This is a genomic window from Roseomonas sp. F4 (assembly GCF_053891155.1).
This window is the reverse complement of the sequence record NZ_JBSSHK010000003.1, coordinates 216,492-233,487: the sequence shown is the minus strand read 5'-3', so window position 1 is coordinate 233,487 and position 16,996 is coordinate 216,492. Positions and strand designations below refer to the sequence as shown.

The following is a 16,996-nucleotide window of genomic DNA, read 5'->3' as shown; positions in this document are numbered from 1 at the left end:
CGGTGATCGGTCACGATCACCGCCGATCTGGTCTCAGCCGATCAGCATCAGATCGGCGCTGGGCGCGAAGGGACCGTCATCGTTCAGGATGGTCGCCTCCGCCCGCGCGCCCTGCAGCAGCACGGCGAAGGCCTCATCCGCCTCCGCCAGCGCATCCCGCAGCACGCGCACCTTCACGGTCTGGCTGGCCTGTCCGGCCGCGAAGGCGACCACGCCGCCCGGCAGCACACCGCCCAGGAAATCCGCCGCATCCGCCGCGTGATCGCCGAAGCCGGCCACGGACCAACTGGTCTCCGCCGCGGCGGAGACGTCCCCAGCGCGGGTGACGGTGAATTCATGCACCGTGACACCGCTGCCCGTGCCTTCCCCGCGCGCGCCGCTGGCGGGCGTGATGGTCAGGGCAAGGCGCGCCGCATCGTCATTGGTGATGGTGCCGCCCGCCGAGGCCAGCACCTGCCCGGACGGGCCGCGCAGGGCGACGGTGAAACCCTCATCCGCCTCGTCCGTCGTGTCCCGCAGCACCCGCACCTTGATCACCTGGCTGGCCTGGCCAGCGGCGAAGGCGATGGTGCCGCCCGGCAGCACGCCGCCCAGGAAGTCCGCCGCATTCGCCGCATGGGCGCCGCTGCCCGTCGCCGTCCACGCCACCTGCGCGGCGGCCGAGACGTCGCCGTCCCGCGTCGCGGTGAATTCATACACCGTGACGCCGCTGCCCGTGCCTTCCTCGCGCGCGCTGCTGCTGGGCGTGAGGGTCAGGGCCAAGCCCGCGGCATCGTCATTGGCGATGGTGCCGCCCGCGGAGGCCAGCACCTGCCCGGACGGGCCACGCAGGGCGACGGTGAAACCCTCATCCGCCTCGTCCGTCGCGTCCCGCAGCACCCGCACCTTGACCACCTGACTGGCCTGGCCGGCCGCGAAGGCGAGGGTGCCGCCCGGCAGCACGCCGCCCAGGAAGTCCGCCGCGTTCGCCGCATGGGCGCCACTGCCGGTGGCCGTCCACGCCACCTGTGCCGCGGCGGAGAGGTCACCGTCCCGCGTCGCGGTGAATTCATACACCGTGACACCGCTGCCCGTGCCTTCCGCCTTGCTGCTGCTGGCGGGGGAGAGCGTGTAGGTGGCGCCCGGCGTGTCGTCATCCAGCACGGTCACGCTGGCGCTGGCGGTGGACAGAACCACATCGGCGCCTGGGTTATGCAGGGTGACCTGAAAGCCCTCATCCCGCTCCGCCACCGCATCGCGCTGGGTGCGGACCTTGATGACCTGGCTGACCTGTCCCGCCGCGAAGCTGACGCTGCCCGAGGGCAGCACGCCGCCCAGGAAATCCGCCGCGTCAGCCGGCTGGCCGCCGCTGCCCTGGACGGACCAGCGGGCGGTGGCCGCGATATCGAGGTTGCCGCTGCGGGTCACCAGGAATTCGTGCACCGTCACGCCGCTGCCGGTGCCTTCCGCGCGGCTGGCGGTGAGAGCGGCGATGTCGAGCGATGCGGGCTCCGCATCATCGTTCAGAATGATGCCCCGGGCGCTGGAGTTGGCATAGTCGACTCCATAATCACGGAACACGAAGCGCACATCGTAAACCTCGTCCGCCTCCATCTCGTCGTCCTGGACCACCTCGAAAGAAATGATTCGGCTCAGTTCGCCATCGGCGAAGAGCACGCTGCCCTTCGGCATGATGCCGCCGGCGAAGTCCCGGGCATCCGGCCCGTTGAATGAAGCGTCCGTGACGACGTACCAGCTCAGGGGCGGCGTCGGCAGGTCGTCATGGCTGCGGGTGATGCGGAACTGGTGGATGGTGGTGCCGCCACCCGTACCCTCCATCACGCCGCCCCGCACAAGCGCCTGCAGCCCGATGAACGCCGGCGGCACATCTGTGGGCGCGTCATCGTCCCGGACCCAAGTCCAGGCTTCAAAATTGCCCGAGGTAAGACCGGTGCCGTTTGAGGGCTGATCAAGCACCACGCCGACGCGTTCATACGCCTCGATCTGGTCATCGCGCAGTACCCCCAGTTCGATGGTCTTGATTCGCTCGCCGGCTGCGAAGCTGACAGTGCCGGAGGGCAGCACGCCACCCTGGAAGTCAGCGGCATCAGCGCCGCCGACCTCGGTCACGACACGCCAGGAGGCGGTGCTGGCAACGGAAAGGTCGCCGCTGCGAGACACTGTGAAGGTGACCGGAGTCACGCCGCCTCCGGAGCCTTCCGATAGGCCACTGTTCTGGTTCACATAGACCGAGAGGAAGACATCGTGGACCGTCGTCCAGGCCTGCGCATTCCCCAAAAGGCCGGTGCCGTGGGACGGCTGCTCGAGGGCCACGCCGAAGCGCTCATTGCCCTCGGGCTGGCCATCGCTCAGCACCAGTACATCGACGGTCTTCAAAACCTCGCCGGCGGCGAAGCTGACGGTGCCGGACGGCAGCACGCCACCATAGAAGTCTGCGGCATCGACGCCGCCGGGCTCGGTCACGATACGCCAGGAGGCGGTGCTGGCAATGGAAAGGTCGCCGCTCCGTGTCACCGAGAAGCTGACCATTTGCAGGTAGCCGACCGTGCCTTCTGCCACGCGGTCCTGATTCGCCCTGATCGAGAGCCCAGCCAGATGCACCATGATCGCACCATCTTCGAAGACTTATCGAAGGTTTATCGATCCTCGAGTCCGCTGGCAATCTGGTATATTTTGCGCAGTCACAACCCGCACGTGAGCTCCCACGCCGCCCGCAAGTCCGCCACAAAATCGCTGAAACCCGCCGCCTGGGCCTGCGGGTCCGGCAGCCGCAGAAGGTAGCTGGGATGCACCGTCGCGAAGACCGGCTGGCCGCCGAGCGCCGTCACCACCTGCCCGCGCGTCTTCAGCACCGGCAGCTTTTGCCCCGTCAGCGCCGTCAGCGCCGAGGCGCCAAGGGCGACAATCAGCCGCGGCGCCACCGCCGCCACCTCCCGCGTCAAAAAGGGGCGGTAGTAGGTGATGTCGCCGGCATTCGGTGACTGATGGATGCGCCGCTTGCCGGTGGGCGTGAACTTGAAGTGTTTTACGGCATTGGTGAGGTAGGCGTCGCGCCGCTCCACGCCGGCCTGCGCCAAGGCGCGATCCAGCAGGCGGCCCGCGGGGCCGACGAAGGGGCGGCCGGCGATATCCTCCTCATCCCCCGGCTGTTCACCAACGAACATCAGGCTGGCGCCGAGGGGACCCTCGCCAAACACCGGCTGGGTGGCGCGGGCGGCGAAAGCGGGCAGGTCGGGGCGGGAGAGCAGGTCCTCCCGCAGCGCGGCCAGGGCCAAAGCGGGGTCGGAGGGCGCGTCGATCGGCATCTGCATGTCCCGCGAAACCTGCGCCGGAGCCGAAAGATGGCGGGGCGATTGCGGCCGCGGATTGGGCGCGACGGCGGCGCGTTCCATCATCTCCGCCACGCGGCGCTGAGCCTCCGCCATCAGCCGCGGAATCTCCGCCGCTTCCGGCAGGTTGTGCCAGTATTTGCGGGGCATTTCGGCCCGCATCGCGGCGGGCTTCAGCCGCGCCGGGTTGAAGATGGCGCCGTAATAGGCGCGCCACAGCGGCTCCATCGCATCGTCCGGCGGCACATCGGCGCGCCGCCCGCCAGGGCCGAAGGCCAGCGCCGCGCCGTCCCAGGCGACGCTACGGCGGGGCGTGACGATGCACCAGCGCAGCGCGGCGAATCGGCGCTGGAAAAAGCCGGCCTCCGCTTCCTCGATATGGTGGTCGGGCTCGAACCAGGCGATGTGGCGCGGCCCGTCCTCCCCATGCACCTCCCGGAACCGGACGAAGGCGTGCATCTTGTGCGCGTCCCGCCGCACCGCCTTGGCCAGGGCGCCCATGCGGATCACCGCCGGGTCGGTCGCCGCCTGCATCACCTGTCGCTCGCCTTGGACGATGCGCCAGAGCAGGCCGTAGAGCAGGGCGAAGCGTTGCGGATCGCTATGGCGGATCGCAACCTCCGCGAGTTCCAGAAAGGCGCGCGGCACGTGGAAGGGTGCGGCGGAAGGTGGCGGTGCCGGTGCCTCGGCCAGCAGCCCCGGCAACTCCCCCGCCACCACCCATTCCGCCTGTTCCGGGGGAATATCGGCCGCGACAAGGCCCCGTGCCGCCCGCCGCCAGGCGGCGAAATCCGCCGGTCCCGGCAGGGTGACGGCGACGCCGGCCCGGGCCGAGGCCAGCATCAGAACAGCGCCATCTGCACAGGCCGCGCGGCGGCCGCGAAGGCGGTGGCCGGGCGCAGGCGGTCGCGCAGCCCGGCGCTGTCCAGCCCGCGCGGCACATGGTCCGCCAGCACCAGGAAGGGCAGCACCTTCGCCAGGGGCACGCGCAGCCGCGCCAGATCCGCCACCCGCAGCCGGGTGTGACGTCGCGCGGAGACCAGCCGGTCCACCGTCTTCGCGCCGAGCCCCGGCACGCGCAGCAGCACCTCCCGCGATGCGCGATTCACATCCACCGGGAAATCCTGGCGCATCTTCAGCGCCCAGGCGGTCTTGGGGTCCAGCTCCAGGTCCAGCATCCCCGCCTCCCCGCCCGCCATCACCTCCTCCCGCGAAAAGCCGTAGAAGCGCAGCAGCCAGTCGGCCTGGTAGAGGCGGTGCTCGCGCAGCAACGGCGGGGGCGCGGGCGGCAGAAGGCGGGAGGCGTCGGGGATCGGCGAATAGGCGGAGTAGTAGACCCGCCGCATCCGGTAGCCGGCATAGAGGTCCGTCGCGGTCGACAGGATGGCGCCATCATCCGCGCCATCGGCGCCCACGATCATCTGCGTGCTCTGCCCCGCCGGCGCGAATCTTTTGGGGGATGCGCGTCGCGCCGTCCTCGCCTCGTCCTGGGCGCCGTCGATACGCGTTCGCAGCCCCGCCATGGCGTGGCGGATTCGGGAAAAATTCTTCTCGGGGGCGAGGGATTCCAGGCCGGCGACGGTCGGCAGTTCCATGTTGATGGACAGCCGGTCGGCATAGAGCCCGGCCTCCGCCAGCAATTCGGGCGCCGCGTCGGGGATGGTCTTCAGGTGGATATAGCCGCGAAAGCCATGCTCCAGCCGCAGCAGCCGCGCCACCCGCACCACCTGTTCCATGGTGTAGTCCGGCGAGCGGATGATGCCCGACGAGAGGAACAGCCCCTCGATGGTGTTGCGCCGATAAAAGCCCAGCGTCAGCGCCACCACCTCCTCCGCCGTGAAGCGGGCGCGCGGCGTGTTGGAGGAGGCGCGGTTGATGCAATAGGCGCAGTCGAAGACGCAGGCATTGGTCAGCAGCAGCTTGAGCAGGGAGATGCAGCGCCCATCCGGCGCATAGGCGTGGCAGATGCCGCTGCCCTCCGTGCTGCCCAGCCCGCCCTTCAGGCTGTCGCGTTTGCTCGTGCCCGAGGAGGCGCAGGAGGCGTCATATTTCGCCGCATCGGCGAGGATCTCGAGCTTGCGCAGCAGCTCCATGGGCAGGGTCCGAAGGGTTCATGTTCATGATATGTTCGAATTGCTCGAACACAACCCCCTTACCCGCCGCCGCCCCGCGCCTCCGCGGCCACATCGGTGATCCGCTGCTGCATCGCCAGCAGCGGGCGATTGTCGGCCAGGCTGAACAGGAAGGCGTTTTCCGCAAAGGCGTCGCGCAGGTAATGGCCGCTGGGCGTCGGGCAGCCCGGATAGGTCAGGCGCAGGAACTGCACCAGCAGCAGCGACCGGACCATATGCACCGCCACCAGGTCGCGCAGCAGGATGATGGTCTCCATCTCCCGCTCCAGATGCGCCAGCAGGTTCATGGCGGTGAACCACGGCCCGTGGCGCAGCAGGCGGATGCGGTCGGGGTAGAGCAGCAGGTGCCCGCCCATGCCGTGCAGCTGCGCGATCGGCGGCGGGCCGTGATGGTCCATGTCAGCTCCCAAGCGGGGCGACGCGGACGCTCAGGCTGCCGCGCCCGGTCATCTCACCCAGCAGGGTGCCGCCGGCGGCGGGCACGGGCAGCATGCCGGTCTGGCTGCCGAGGGTGATGACCTCTCCGGCCTGGGGCAGATGGCCAAGCGCCAGGCAGCGGTCGCGCCAGCCGCCGATCAGCGCCGCCAGCGGCATGGCGCGATGCGGGCCCTCATGCCGCGCCACCTCGATGCCATCCACGGTCAGGCGCATGGCGATGGTCTCGGCATCCGGCCAGGTCCAGGCGCCGGTGGCGGGGCCGAAGACGCAGCTGCCGTTGGACACGCAGTCGGCCAGCTTTTCCAGATCGCCGGCCGGATGGCCCGCGGCGAACCGGGTCTCGACGAATTCGAACAGCAGGACGAGGTCAGCAAGCCCAGGCAGGTCGGCGGGTTGCAGGGCGGCGAGCTGCGCCGCGTCCAACCCCTGGCGCAGGCGCAGCGCCACCTCCAGCTCCATGGCCGTGCCGGGCGGCAGGTGCAGCGGCGTCTCCGTCACCGGGGCCAGGGCGGCATCGGGCAGCGGGGCGGCGATCGGCTGGTCGAAGGTGCGGCCGACCTTCCAGCCGGCGATGGACCAGCCCAGCGCGGCATAGGTCGCCACCTGCATCGCCTCCGCCTCCGCGATGGTTTGCGGCTTCAGCGACTCGGGCAGGCCGGGGATGGGCGCGCGACGGCCACGGCGGATATCCGCCAGAAGGGCGGCGGCGCCGGCAATGCGGGATTCGGGGGTGTTGTCGGTGTCGAACATCGGGTGCTCCTGCCCTTTGGCCGCGCGGGCGGCGAAGGGTAGGGCGAAGCCGGGCGCGGCGGAACCGCCCCCATCATCCCGGCGACATATGTCGCGCAGTCAGGTGCGCGCCGGCGGCTGAGGCACTTTCGCACCCGCCAACGGCGGGTGAGCGCCCGAACGGGCGCCGCGCCAAGTGGCGCGCAGCCAAGCGCGCGGAGCGCGCGCCGGCGCCTGAGCCAAAAAAAATCAGACCGGCGCGCCGTTCCACACCGGGAAGCTGCCGCTGGCGACCGGCAGGCCGGGGCGACGCCAGACGGCGCGCCAGGCCACCTGGTCGAAGACCATGCCCATATGCACGAACTGGCCACCGCCGCTGACCTCGATCTCGGCCACCGCGCCGCGCAGGGAGGGCGAGATCTGCTCCATCGCATGCGCCACCAGCTCCTGCCGCGGCACGCCATGGATGGTCGCGGCCTCGATCGGCAGAAGGGCGGCGGGCGGCAGGAAATCGAAGGGCATCGGGAGACTCCGTGGCGCCATCGCGCCGGGTAGGGGTGCCGGAGACCCGATCTTCGGGCGGTCAGGGGACGATCATGGTGCCCCGCGTCGCCGCATTAGACGCACCAAGGATTGAGATGAGGTTAACAACGGCGGGGCCTTTCCGTGGGGCCGGGGATGGGCCATCTGCCAGGACATGATCCGCCGTCGCATCCTCGGGGCCGCCGCCGCCCTGGCCCTCGCCCCCCTCGCCGCCCCCCTGACGTTCCGGCCCGCTTTGGCCCAGGGCACGATCGACCGCGCGGCGGTGGCGCGGGTGGAGACCTATCTCAACGGCATGCGCACCCTGCGCGCCCGCTTCCTACAGGTGGCGCAGAACGGCGCCTCCGCCCAGGGCACGGCCCTGATCAGCCGCCCCGGCCGCATGCGCTTCGACTACGACCCGCCGGAGCCGCTGCTGCTGGTCGCCTCCGGCGGCCAGGTGCTGATGTATGATCGCGAGCTGCGCCAGCCCACCGCCGTGCCCGCCTCCACCACCCCGCTCGGCCTGCTGCTGCGGCCGCAGATCCGGCTCTCGGGGGATATCACCGTCTATGCCACCGAACGCTCCGGCGGCTTCCTGCGGGTCGGGCTGCACCGCACCGATGCGGTGGCGGAAGGCCGGCTGGTGCTGGCCTTCGCCGAGGACCCGCTGGAGCTGCGGCAATGGACCGTGCTGGACGCCCAGGGGCGTGAAACGCGGGTGACGCTGTATGAGGTGGAAGCCGGCATGACGCTGGACAACCGCCTGTTCGACTTCAACGACCCGCGCTTCCTGGAAGGCGAGGCGGCACGCCGCTGATCAGCCAAAGCCGCGGCTGACCGGCCCCAGCCGGTTGCGCAGCCCGTCCAGCAGACCGAGCAGGAAGGCCCGCAGCGTCTGCCGGTCTCCATGGCTCGCCACCAGATGGACCGCCGCCTGCACTGCCATGTAGGGCAGCAGCCGGCACTTCCAGCACAGCGGCACGCTCGGCAGGCGCAGCATCGCCGCCTGGTTGCGCGCATAGGTGTAAAGCCGCGCCGGCGGCTGCCGCGCCAGCCGCATCCCCAGCAGCGGCACCCGCAGCACCCCTTGGCCCAGCCGGTGCGGCATGGGCTGGCCCGGCACCATCCAGCAGGAAAAATGCCGCGCCCAGGCGCGGAAGCACCATTCGATGTCGATCGCGTCGATGAAGAAATCCTCCCGGAACCCACCGATCGCGGCCCAGGCCTCCAGATCGAGCAGGGTGCCGGAGGAGATCAGGAAGTTCAGCGGCCGCGCATCCTCCGGCGACTCCAGCCCCGGGCGAGGGAACAGCCGCGGCGCCTTGCAGCCCGACCCCTCCGCCGCCACTGGCAAGGGCCCGATCGCGGCGGGGCATTCGCCCGCCTGGCGAAGGCGGTCGCGCATGGCGCAGAGCGCGGCGGGCAGGTCGGCGGGCGGCGCGGAATCCTGGTCGAGCAGCAGCAGCGCGCCGAGGCCGGCGCCGCGTGCCACCTCCGCCATGCGGTTATAGGCGACGCCCAGGCCGAGATTGGTCCCGTCATTCATCAGCACAGGCGCCGGGCCGGGGTGCCCCGCCACCACCGTCCGCGCGGCGTTGGACAGCGGCGCGTTCAGGAACAGCAGCACCATCTCCGCCGCCGGGGCCACGGCCCGCAAGGTGGCGGCCAGCGCCGCCGGATCGGGCCGGAACAGCACGATGCCGATGGCCAGGCCGCCAACGGGCGGCGCCTGCGCGGTCACGCCGCGCATCCCTTGCGCCAGGCCGGCGGGGCCGCCGGCGCGGCTCCGCGCAGTGCCTCCAGCCTCGGCAGATTGGGGTTGAGGAAGGGGTCGGCCACCAGCACCGCATCCCAGCGCCAGCGCATGGTCACCAGGGCGGAGAGGGGTGGCGGCAGTTCCGGCGCCGTGCGGCGCAGCGTCGCGGCGGGGTTGGTCAGGATGCGGTAGCCCTGGGCGCGCAGCCGCAGGCAGAGATCGACATCATGCAGCGCCCAGGGCAGCGCCGCCGCATCCAGCCCGGCCACCTCCTCGAACACCGCCCGGCGGAGCATCATGGCGGCGCCGGAAACGGCGGAGACCTGCCGCGCCAGGGCCAGGCAGCCGCCATGGCCCACCGCATCGGCCCGCGCGCCCGGCTGCGCCTGGGTGACGACCCGCTGCGGATCGAGCCGGTAGCCGGCATGCAGCAGCCGCCCCTCCGCATCCAGCAGCCGGGCGCCCACCGCGCCGACCTGCGGGCGCAGCGCCTGGGCCGCCATGCTCCGCAGCCAGTCCAGCGAAACCCCCTCCGTCGCCGGATCCAGCAGCAGCAGCAGTTGGCCCCGCGCTGCCGACGCCGCCTGGTTCAGCGCCGCCGCCGGGGGGGCATCCCGGCCCGCGGGCGCCAGCAGGCGCAGCCCGGGCGCCGCCAGGAAGGCCTCCGCCTCCACCGCCACAACCTCCAGCGCCGGCCAGCGCAGCTGGCGCAGCAGCGCCACCCCGGCAGCGGCGGCACCCGGCCCGGCCATCAGGACGGAGAGCGACGGCAGCGGGCGCGGCAGGGGATGCACCACGCGGTGCCAGAAAGGCGCCAGCGCCGCTGGCTGCAGCGTGGCCCCGGGGCTGTGCCGCGTCAGATGGTCCTGCACCGCGGCGCGGGAGGCACGAACGCAGCGCGCGGCGGAACGGCCGGAGAAGCTGCCGGCCTGCTGGCGCCAGTGATACAGGATGCGCGGGATGTGATGGATGCCGCCCACCCGCGTCGCCGCCGCGGCGCGCAGCGCCAGGTCGTGGTCCTGGCTGCCGGCATAGCCATCCCGAAGCCCGCCAATGCGCAGCAGCAGGTCCCGCGCATAGACGCCCAGATGGCTGACCAGATTCTGGGCCAGCAGCAGGTCGGCGTCGAAATCCGGCTTGAAATAGGGGTCATGGCGACGGCCATGGCCGTCGATCTTGTCCTCGTCGCTGTAGATCAGCTCCACCTCCGGCTGCCGTTCGATCGCCTGCGCGACCTCGTACAGGGCGTGTTCCGGCAGCAGGTCGTCATGGTCCATCAGAACCACGTAGCGGCCGCGCGCCATGGCGATGGCATCGTTGGTGGCGGCGGCGATGTGGCCGTTGCGGGCGCGGCGGCGCCAGCGGATGCGCGGATCGGCCGCCGCCTGCTCGGCCAGCACCGCCGTCACCGCCTCGCCCGGGGAGGCATCGTCGACCACGCAAAGCTCCCAATGCGGGTAGATCTGGGCGCGCAGCGACCCGATGGCCAGGCGCAGCAGATCGGGCGGCGTGCGCCAGGCCGGCATGGCGACGGAAAGCAGCACCGGCTCGGGCATCGCGGCGATCTGCCGGCGCATGGCGAGGCGTTCGGCCACGCTGGGCGTGTCGTGGCGGTCGATCCAGCGGCGATAGGCCGCGTCATCCGGCCAGCCCAGCCCGGCCAGATGGGGGCGCAGCATCGGCAAGGCAGGGCCGAGCAGCCGGCGCAGCCCGGCCTTCAGCGCGGGGTGGCGGTCCAGGCGTTCGATCAGCGTTTCGGGTTTGTGGCCGGAGACGGTGGGCAAGGCGTGGTCGGGCATGGCGCTGGGGCCTCGTGATCCTGGCGCCACCATGTGTGGGAAATTTTCCCACGTCAAGCATGTGGGCTGTTTTCCCACGCGCTGGGCTGCTATGTGCAACACCGCCCTGGCCGCAGGACCGGACACCTTGCCCGACTTGCCCGAACCGCCCCCCGCGCCCGAGTTGCTGCGCGCCGTCGCGCGCCTGCTGCGCCCCTTGCTGCGGCTGCTGATCCGGGCGGGCATCACCTATCCGGTCTTCGCCGAGCTGGTCCGGGGCCTTTATGTCCAGGTGGCGCAGCAACAGCTTGGTCCCGCCGGCACGGATAGCCGGCTGAGCCTTCTGACCGGCGTGCACCGCAAGGAGTTGCGCCGCCTGCGCGAACTGCCACCCGACGCGCCGGAGGTGCCGGAAGTGGTGTCGCTCGGCGGGCAGATCGTCGCGCGCTGGCTCGGCATGGCGGAATTCTCCGACGCCGCCGGCCAGCCCCTGCCGCTGCCGCGCGCCGCGCCACCCGGCCAGCCGAGCTTCGAAGCCCTGGTGGCCGGGGTGACACGGGATGTGCGGCCGCGCGCCGTGCTGGATGACTGGCAGGCGCAGGGGCTGGTGCGGCTGGATGCGGCGGAGCGTGTGGTGCTGCAGCAGGCGGCCTTCCTGCCGCGCGCCGGCAGCGCCGCGCAGCTGCACTACTTCGCCCGCAATCTGCACGACCATATCGCCGCCGCCACCCACAACCTGGCCGGCGGCACGCCGCGCCAATTGGAACGCTCGGTGCATTACGACCGGCTGCCGGCCGATGCGGCGCAGCGCATGCAGGCCCTGGGGCGGGAGGGGGCGGAGCGCCTGCTGGTCGCCCTGAACCGGGAAATGCTCGCTTTGCTGGAGGGCCAGGACCCGCCCGCCCCCGGCACGCCGACGCAGCGCGTCAATCTCGGCGTCTATCTGCATGCGGAGGCCGAGACAGAGGAGCCGGGGGCAACGGGCGCATGACCCGTCACCTGCCCATTCTGGCCGCAGCGGCGCTTTTGCTGGCGAGCTGCCAATGGCCGGCCGAACCGGCGCCGACCTGCCGCATCGGCCCCGATGACGGCCCACCTCTGGCGTCCCTGGCCGCGGAGGGCGACCGGGGAATCGGCGGCACCGGGGCGCGGCTGGCGGCGGGGGATCGCGGCATCGGCGGCACCGGGATCATCGGCGTGGTGACCGGCTTCGCCAGCATCTGCGTCAATGGCCTGCGAGTGGACCATGGCGCCGCCCCCGCCTGGCTGCGCGTCGGCCAGGTGGTGGAGATCGAGGCCGCCGGCCCGCTCCGCGCCCTGCGCGCCCGGCGCATCGCCCTGCGGCATGAGCTTGCGGGGCCGGTGGAGGCGGTGCGGCCGGATGGGCTGGTGGTCGCCGGCCAGGCGGTCACCTTCGCCCCCCTGCTGCGCGGCGGCCGCGACTGGCAGCCGGGCGCCTGGGTCACGGTCAGCGGGCTGCCGCGGCCCGATGGGGGGGTGGAGGCGACGCGCCTCGACCCCGGCACGCCGGGGCGGGTGCTGCGGCACGGCGTCCTGGAAGGCGGCCCGCAGGCGCCCCGGCTCGGCGGGCTGGCGTTGGCGGGGCCGGTGCCGGCCTTTCCGGCGGGCACCCGGCTGCGCGCCGAGGGACGGCTGGAGGAGGGGCGGCTGGTGCTGGAGTCGCTGGTGCCGGACCAGCCCCTGGCCGATCCGGCCGGGCATTTCGGCCCGGGTATCGGGCGGCTGCTGCTGGAAGCCTTCATCGCCCCCATCACGGGCGGCCTGGAACTGGGGGCCTCCGGCGCAACCCTGGCCGCCGGCGGCACCCTGATCCCCCCCGCCGCGCCGCGCCGCGCGGTGGTGGAGGCGGCACGCCAGGCGGATGGCCGGTTCCTGGCCATCGGATGGCGCGACCCGGGCGGCATGGGGGCCGAAGGGCCGGGTGGTCCCGCCGGCCTGGCCGGCCCAGCACCGCCCGGCCTGGGCGGTGGGCGCGGCAGCGGGCCCGGTGGTGGCCCACCAGGTGGTGGGCCGGCTGGCGGGCCAGCGGGCGGACCCGGTGGCGGGCCCGGCGGTGGTCCCGGAGGTGGTCCAGGCGGCGGGCCAGGAGGTGGCCCGGGTGGTGGTCCAGGCGGCGGACCCGGTGGCGGCGGCCCGGGCCGTTAAGGGCGGTTAACCCCTTTCCGCTGGCCTTTCAGGCCCCGGCATGCCATAGGCCGCGCGGGTCGGTCCCGGATGGGGGAAAGACCTTCGCTGCGATGGCAGCGGAAGCCTCGCGGACCAGCCGCGCCCGGGTGGGGCGATGACGGCGCCTCCGGCCACATGGGCGGCCTGCTTCCAGCGCCGTCCCCATCGCGTCGTGCCCGGACAAGCACAGGTCCAGGGACAGTCGCGGTGGGACCCATGCCGCCCGAGTCGCCGCGTCCTCCCGGGTTAGGTGTCCCCCGGCCTCCGCCTTCGTCGCGTTCCGGCCGCCTGCGCGCGTCGCGCCCGGTGGCCTTTCGCTGTGGCCCCGCATCCGGTGGGGTCAAGAAGGACGTTTCATGTTCGACAAGTACTTCCGCAAGGACATTTCCTGGGGCGGCCAGCTGCTGACGCTGGAGACGGGCAAGATTGCCCGCCAGGCGGATGGCGCGGTGATGGCCCGGCTCGGCGACACCATCGTGCTCTGCACCGTGGTCGGCGCCCGTTCCGTGAAGCCTGGCCAGGACTTCTTCCCCCTGACGGTGAACTACCAGGAGAAGGCCTTCGCCGCGGGCAAGATCCCCGGCGGCTTCTTCAAGCGCGAGGGTCGTCCCTCCGAGAACGAGACCCTGGTCTCCCGCCTGATCGACCGCCCGCTGCGCCCGCTGTTCCCGGAGGGTTTCCGCAACGAGGTCCAGGTGGTCGCGACCGTGCTGTCGCATGACCTGGAGAACAACCCGGATGTGGTGGCCCTGGTCGGCTGCTCCGCCGCCCTGACGCTGTCCGGCATTCCCTTCTTCGGCCCGGTGGCCGGCGCCCGCGTCGCCTATATCGACGGCGGCTATGTGCTGAACCCGACCGCCGCCCAGCTGCAGCAGTCCCAGCTCGACCTGATGGTCGCCGGCACCGCCGAGGGCGTGCTGATGGTGGAGTCGGAGGCGCAGGAGCTGTCCGAGGAGGTCATGCTCGGCGCCGTCGAATTCGGCCACAAGTCCTTCCAGGCGGTGATCCAGGGGATCATCGAGCTGGCCGAGGTCGCGGCCAAGGAGCCCTGGGCGCTGCCCGAGGCCAGCGAGAGCCAGAAGACCCTGACCGCGCGCATCACCGAGCTCGGCCGCGCGCCGATGGTCGAAGCCTACAAGACCACCGAGAAGCTGGCCCGCCAGAACCAGGTCGGCGCGGTGAAGAAGGCCGTCCTGGCCTCGCTGGAGGCCGAGGGCCTCGATGCCGGCGCCGCCAAGGGCCTGCTGAAGGCGCTGGAAGCCGATGTGGTCCGCAATGCCATCCTCGACACCGGCATGCGCATCGACGGCCGCGACACCAAGACCGTGCGCCCGATCGTGGCCGAGGTCGGCATCCTGCCGCGCGCCCATGGCTCCGCCCTGTTCACCCGCGGCGAGACCCAGGCGCTGTGCGTCGCCACGCTGGGCACCGGCCAGGATGAGCAGATCATCGACTCCCTCGCGGGCGAGTACCGCGAGAACTTCATGCTGCACTACAATTTCCCTCCCTACTCGGTGAACGAGACGGGCCGCATGGGTTCTCCGGGCCGCCGCGAGATCGGCCATGGCAAGCTGGCCTGGCGGGCGCTTCACCCGCTGCTGCCGGAGAAGGAGAAGTTCCCCTACACGATGCGCGTCGTGTCGGAGATCACGGAATCCAACGGTTCCTCCTCCATGGCGACCGTCTGCGGCACCAGCCTCGCGCTGATGGACGCCGGCGCGCCGCTGAAGCGCCCCTGCGCCGGCATCGCCATGGGTCTGATCAAGGAAGACCGCGGCTTCGCCGTGCTGTCCGACATCCTGGGTGACGAAGACCACCTGGGCGACATGGACTTCAAGGTGGCGGGTTCGGAGAACGGCATCACCGCGCTCCAGATGGACATCAAGATCACGTCCATCACCTTCGACATCATGAAGATCGCCCTGGGCCAGGCCAAGGACGGCCGCCTGCACATCCTGGGCGAGATGGCCAAGGGCCTGTCCGGTGCCCGTGGCGACGTGGCCGCCACCGCGCCGCGCATCACGGTCATCCAGATCAACAAGGACAAGATCCGCGACGTGATCGGCTCCGGCGGCAAGGTGATCCGCGAGATCACCGAGCAGACCGGCACCAAGATCGACATCGACGACGACGGCACCATCAAGGTGGCGGCGACGACGGTGGAGGCGGCCCAGAAGGCCATCGACCGGATCATGGGCATCGTCGCGGAGCCGGAGATCAACAAGATCTACAACGGCAAGGTGGTGAAGACCGCCGAATTCGGCGCCTTCGTGAACTTCCTCGGCGCCAAGGACGGGCTGGTTCATATCTCCGAACTGGCCAATGAGCGCGTCCAGAAGACCAGCGACATCGTCAAGGACGGCGATGCGGTGAAGGTCAAGGTCATCGGCTTCGACGACCGCGGCAAGGTGAAGCTGTCCATGCGGATGGTGGATCAGGCGACCGGCGCCGACATCTCCGAACAGGTCGGCGCCCGCCGGCCGCGTGAGGAAGGCGAGGGTGCCGGTGGCGGCGAACGCGCGCCGCGCGGTGACCGTCCGCCGCGCCGCGACGGCGAGCGCAGCTTCCGCCCGCGTCGCGACGAGGGCTGATTCAGCAAACCGCAGGGGGACCCCTCCCCCTGCGGCGGTTGAAACGCCATATTCGGGTCACGCATGCGTCATCCAGGCGTGGCGCAGCGCAACCCATAGAGTCCCGGAGCCCAAATCCTTGAAGGCCATCAACCCGATCCGCATGGGTGGCGTGGACGTTCTTCCCCTCGTTGAGGGTGGCAAGGGCGTCGCCGTCTCCAATGGCGCGACCTGCGGCGGCTGGGCATCCGGCGGTGGCGTCGGCACCTTTTCCGCCGTCAACGCCGACAGCTACGATGCGGAAGGCAGGGTCATCCCCCAGACCTATTCCGGCCGCACCCGGCGCGACCGGCATGAGGAGCTGGTGGCCTATGGGATCGCCGGCGCCATCGCCCAGGCGAAGGAAGCGCATGAGCGTTCCAACGGCCAGGGCCGCATCCACGCCAATATCCTGTGGGAAATGGGCGGGGCGGAACGTGTGGCGCGCGGCATGCTGGAAGGCGCCCGTGGCCTCATCCATGGCCTGACCTGCGGCGCCGGCATGCCCTATCGCCTGGCCGACATCGCCCGGGACCATGGGATCCACTACTACCCCATCATCTCCTCCGCCCGCGCCTTCGCCGCGCTGTGGAAGCGCGCCTATTCCAAGACCCGGGAATGGCTGGGCGGCGTGGTCTATGAGGACCCCTGGCTGGCCGGCGGCCATAACGGCCTGTCGAACTCCGAGGACCCCAAGCGGCCGGAGGACCCCTTCCCCCGCGTGCTGAAGCTGCGCCAGCAGATGCGCGAATTCGGCCTGGGCGACGTGCCGATCATCATGGCCGGCGGTGTCTGGTGGCTGGAGGAGTGGGAGGACTGGATCGACAACCCCGATCTCGGCCCCGTCGCCTTCCAGTTCGGCACCCGCCCCCTGCTGACCCAGGAAAGCCCGATCAGCGAGGCCTGGAAGCAGCGCCTGCTGACGCTGAAGCCGGGCGACGTGTCGTTGCAGCCCTTCTCCCCCACCGGCTTCTACTCCTCCGCCATCCGCAACGAATTCCTGCGGGAGCTGGAGGACCGGAACGAGCACCAGGTGGCCTATACCAGCGAGCCGGTGGGCGACCATGTCGCCGAATACGGCGTCGGCCCGCGCAAGCGTCTGGTCTACCTGACCGAGCACGACCGTGCCCGGGTGCATGGCTGGGAGGCGGAAGGCTATGTCGAGGCGATGCGCACGCCCGACAACACGCTGATCTTCGTCACGCCCGACAAGGCGCAGGAGATCCTCAAGGACCAGATCGACTGCATGGGCTGCCTCAGCCATTGCCGCTTCTCGAACTGGACGCAGAACGAGCCCGATTTCACCACGGGCAAGAAGGCCGATCCGCGCAGCTTCTGCATCCAGAAGACTTTGCAGGATGTGGCGCATGACGGGGCGCTGGACCGCAACCTGATGTTCGCCGGCCACAACGCCTATCGCTTCGCCAGCGACCCCTTCTATTCCAACGGTTTCGTGCCGACGGCGAAGCAGCTTGTCGAGCGGATCATGACCGGCCGCTGATCTCGGCGGGCT

At 71.0% G+C, this 16,996-nt stretch carries 13 protein-coding genes; 5 read left to right on the top strand and 8 right to left on the bottom strand.

Features of this window, described 5'->3' with window-relative positions:
• Positions 1–33: 33 nt before the first annotated feature.
• The 6 genes from ACVFYP_RS13385 to ACVFYP_RS13360 all read right to left on the bottom strand — a co-directional run bounded on the left by ACVFYP_RS13385 (position 34) and on the right by ACVFYP_RS13360 (position 7,150).
• Positions 34–2,604 (bottom strand): Calx-beta domain-containing protein, encoded by a 2,571-nt coding sequence (locus tag ACVFYP_RS13385; protein ID WP_499200682.1) that lies wholly within the window; start codon positions 2,602–2,604, stop codon positions 34–36.
• 77 nt (positions 2,605–2,681) lie between these two features.
• Positions 2,682–4,172 carry a UdgX family uracil-DNA binding protein gene (locus tag ACVFYP_RS13380; RefSeq protein ID WP_499200681.1) on the bottom strand — a complete coding sequence of 497 codons (1,491 nt, stop codon included), beginning with the start codon at positions 4,170–4,172 and terminating at the stop codon, positions 2,682–2,684.
• Positions 4,172–5,428 (bottom strand): putative DNA modification/repair radical SAM protein, encoded by a 1,257-nt coding sequence (locus ACVFYP_RS13375; RefSeq protein WP_499201272.1) that lies wholly within the window; start codon positions 5,426–5,428, stop codon positions 4,172–4,174. The genes ACVFYP_RS13380 and ACVFYP_RS13375 overlap by 1 nt, the downstream gene beginning before the upstream one ends.
• 53 nt (positions 5,429–5,481) lie before the next feature.
• Positions 5,482–5,859, bottom strand: coding sequence for a hypothetical protein (locus tag ACVFYP_RS13370; RefSeq protein ID WP_499200680.1), 378 nt, complete (start codon positions 5,857–5,859; stop codon positions 5,482–5,484).
• A 1-nt stretch (position 5,860) separates the two neighbouring features.
• The gene (locus tag ACVFYP_RS13365) at positions 5,861–6,649 is read right to left on the bottom strand and encodes a hypothetical protein (protein WP_499200679.1); all 789 of its coding nucleotides are present in this window, start codon (positions 6,647–6,649) and stop codon (positions 5,861–5,863) included.
• Positions 6,650–6,877: 228 nt separating this feature from the next.
• Entirely contained in the window at positions 6,878–7,150 is a 273-nt protein-coding gene (locus ACVFYP_RS13360) for a hypothetical protein (protein WP_499200678.1), read from the bottom strand.
• Between the two features lie 175 nt (positions 7,151–7,325).
• Here ACVFYP_RS13360 and ACVFYP_RS13355 point away from each other — a divergent pair, with 175 nt between their 5' ends.
• On the top strand, positions 7,326–7,970 hold the full coding sequence (locus ACVFYP_RS13355) for a LolA family protein (RefSeq protein ID WP_499200677.1): 645 nt from the start codon (positions 7,326–7,328) through the stop codon (positions 7,968–7,970).
• On the opposite strand, the gene ACVFYP_RS13350 is transcribed toward ACVFYP_RS13355, so the two are convergent.
• Positions 7,971–8,894 carry a glycosyltransferase family protein gene (locus ACVFYP_RS13350; protein WP_499200676.1) on the bottom strand — a complete coding sequence of 308 codons (924 nt, stop codon included), beginning with the start codon at positions 8,892–8,894 and terminating at the stop codon, positions 7,971–7,973.
• Positions 8,891–10,708, bottom strand: a complete 1,818-nt coding sequence (locus ACVFYP_RS13345; RefSeq protein WP_499200675.1) for a glycosyltransferase family 2 protein — start codon at positions 10,706–10,708, stop codon at positions 8,891–8,893. The genes ACVFYP_RS13350 and ACVFYP_RS13345 overlap by 4 nt, the downstream gene beginning before the upstream one ends.
• Before the next feature lie 127 nt (positions 10,709–10,835).
• On the opposite strand from ACVFYP_RS13345, the gene ACVFYP_RS13340 reads away from it, so the two are divergent.
• The 4 genes from ACVFYP_RS13340 (at position 10,836) to ACVFYP_RS13325 (ending at position 16,984) form a co-directional block, all read left to right on the top strand.
• Positions 10,836–11,678 carry a DUF6502 family protein gene (locus ACVFYP_RS13340; protein ID WP_499200674.1) on the top strand — a complete coding sequence of 281 codons (843 nt, stop codon included), beginning with the start codon at positions 10,836–10,838 and terminating at the stop codon, positions 11,676–11,678.
• On the top strand, positions 11,675–12,853 hold the full coding sequence (locus ACVFYP_RS13335; RefSeq protein ID WP_499200673.1) for a DUF5666 domain-containing protein: 1,179 nt from the start codon (positions 11,675–11,677) through the stop codon (positions 12,851–12,853). Before ACVFYP_RS13340 ends, ACVFYP_RS13335 begins: the two co-directional genes overlap by 4 nt.
• 377 nt (positions 12,854–13,230) lie before the next feature.
• Positions 13,231–15,465: a polyribonucleotide nucleotidyltransferase gene (gene pnp, locus ACVFYP_RS13330; protein WP_499200672.1), complete on the top strand. Its 2,235-nt coding sequence runs from the start codon at positions 13,231–13,233 to the stop codon at positions 15,463–15,465.
• A gap of 118 nt (positions 15,466–15,583) precedes the next feature.
• A complete protein-coding gene (locus ACVFYP_RS13325) occupies positions 15,584–16,984 on the top strand; it encodes an NAD(P)H-dependent flavin oxidoreductase (protein WP_499200671.1) in 1,401 nt (466 codons plus the stop codon).
• Positions 16,985–16,996: the final 12 nt, after the last annotated feature.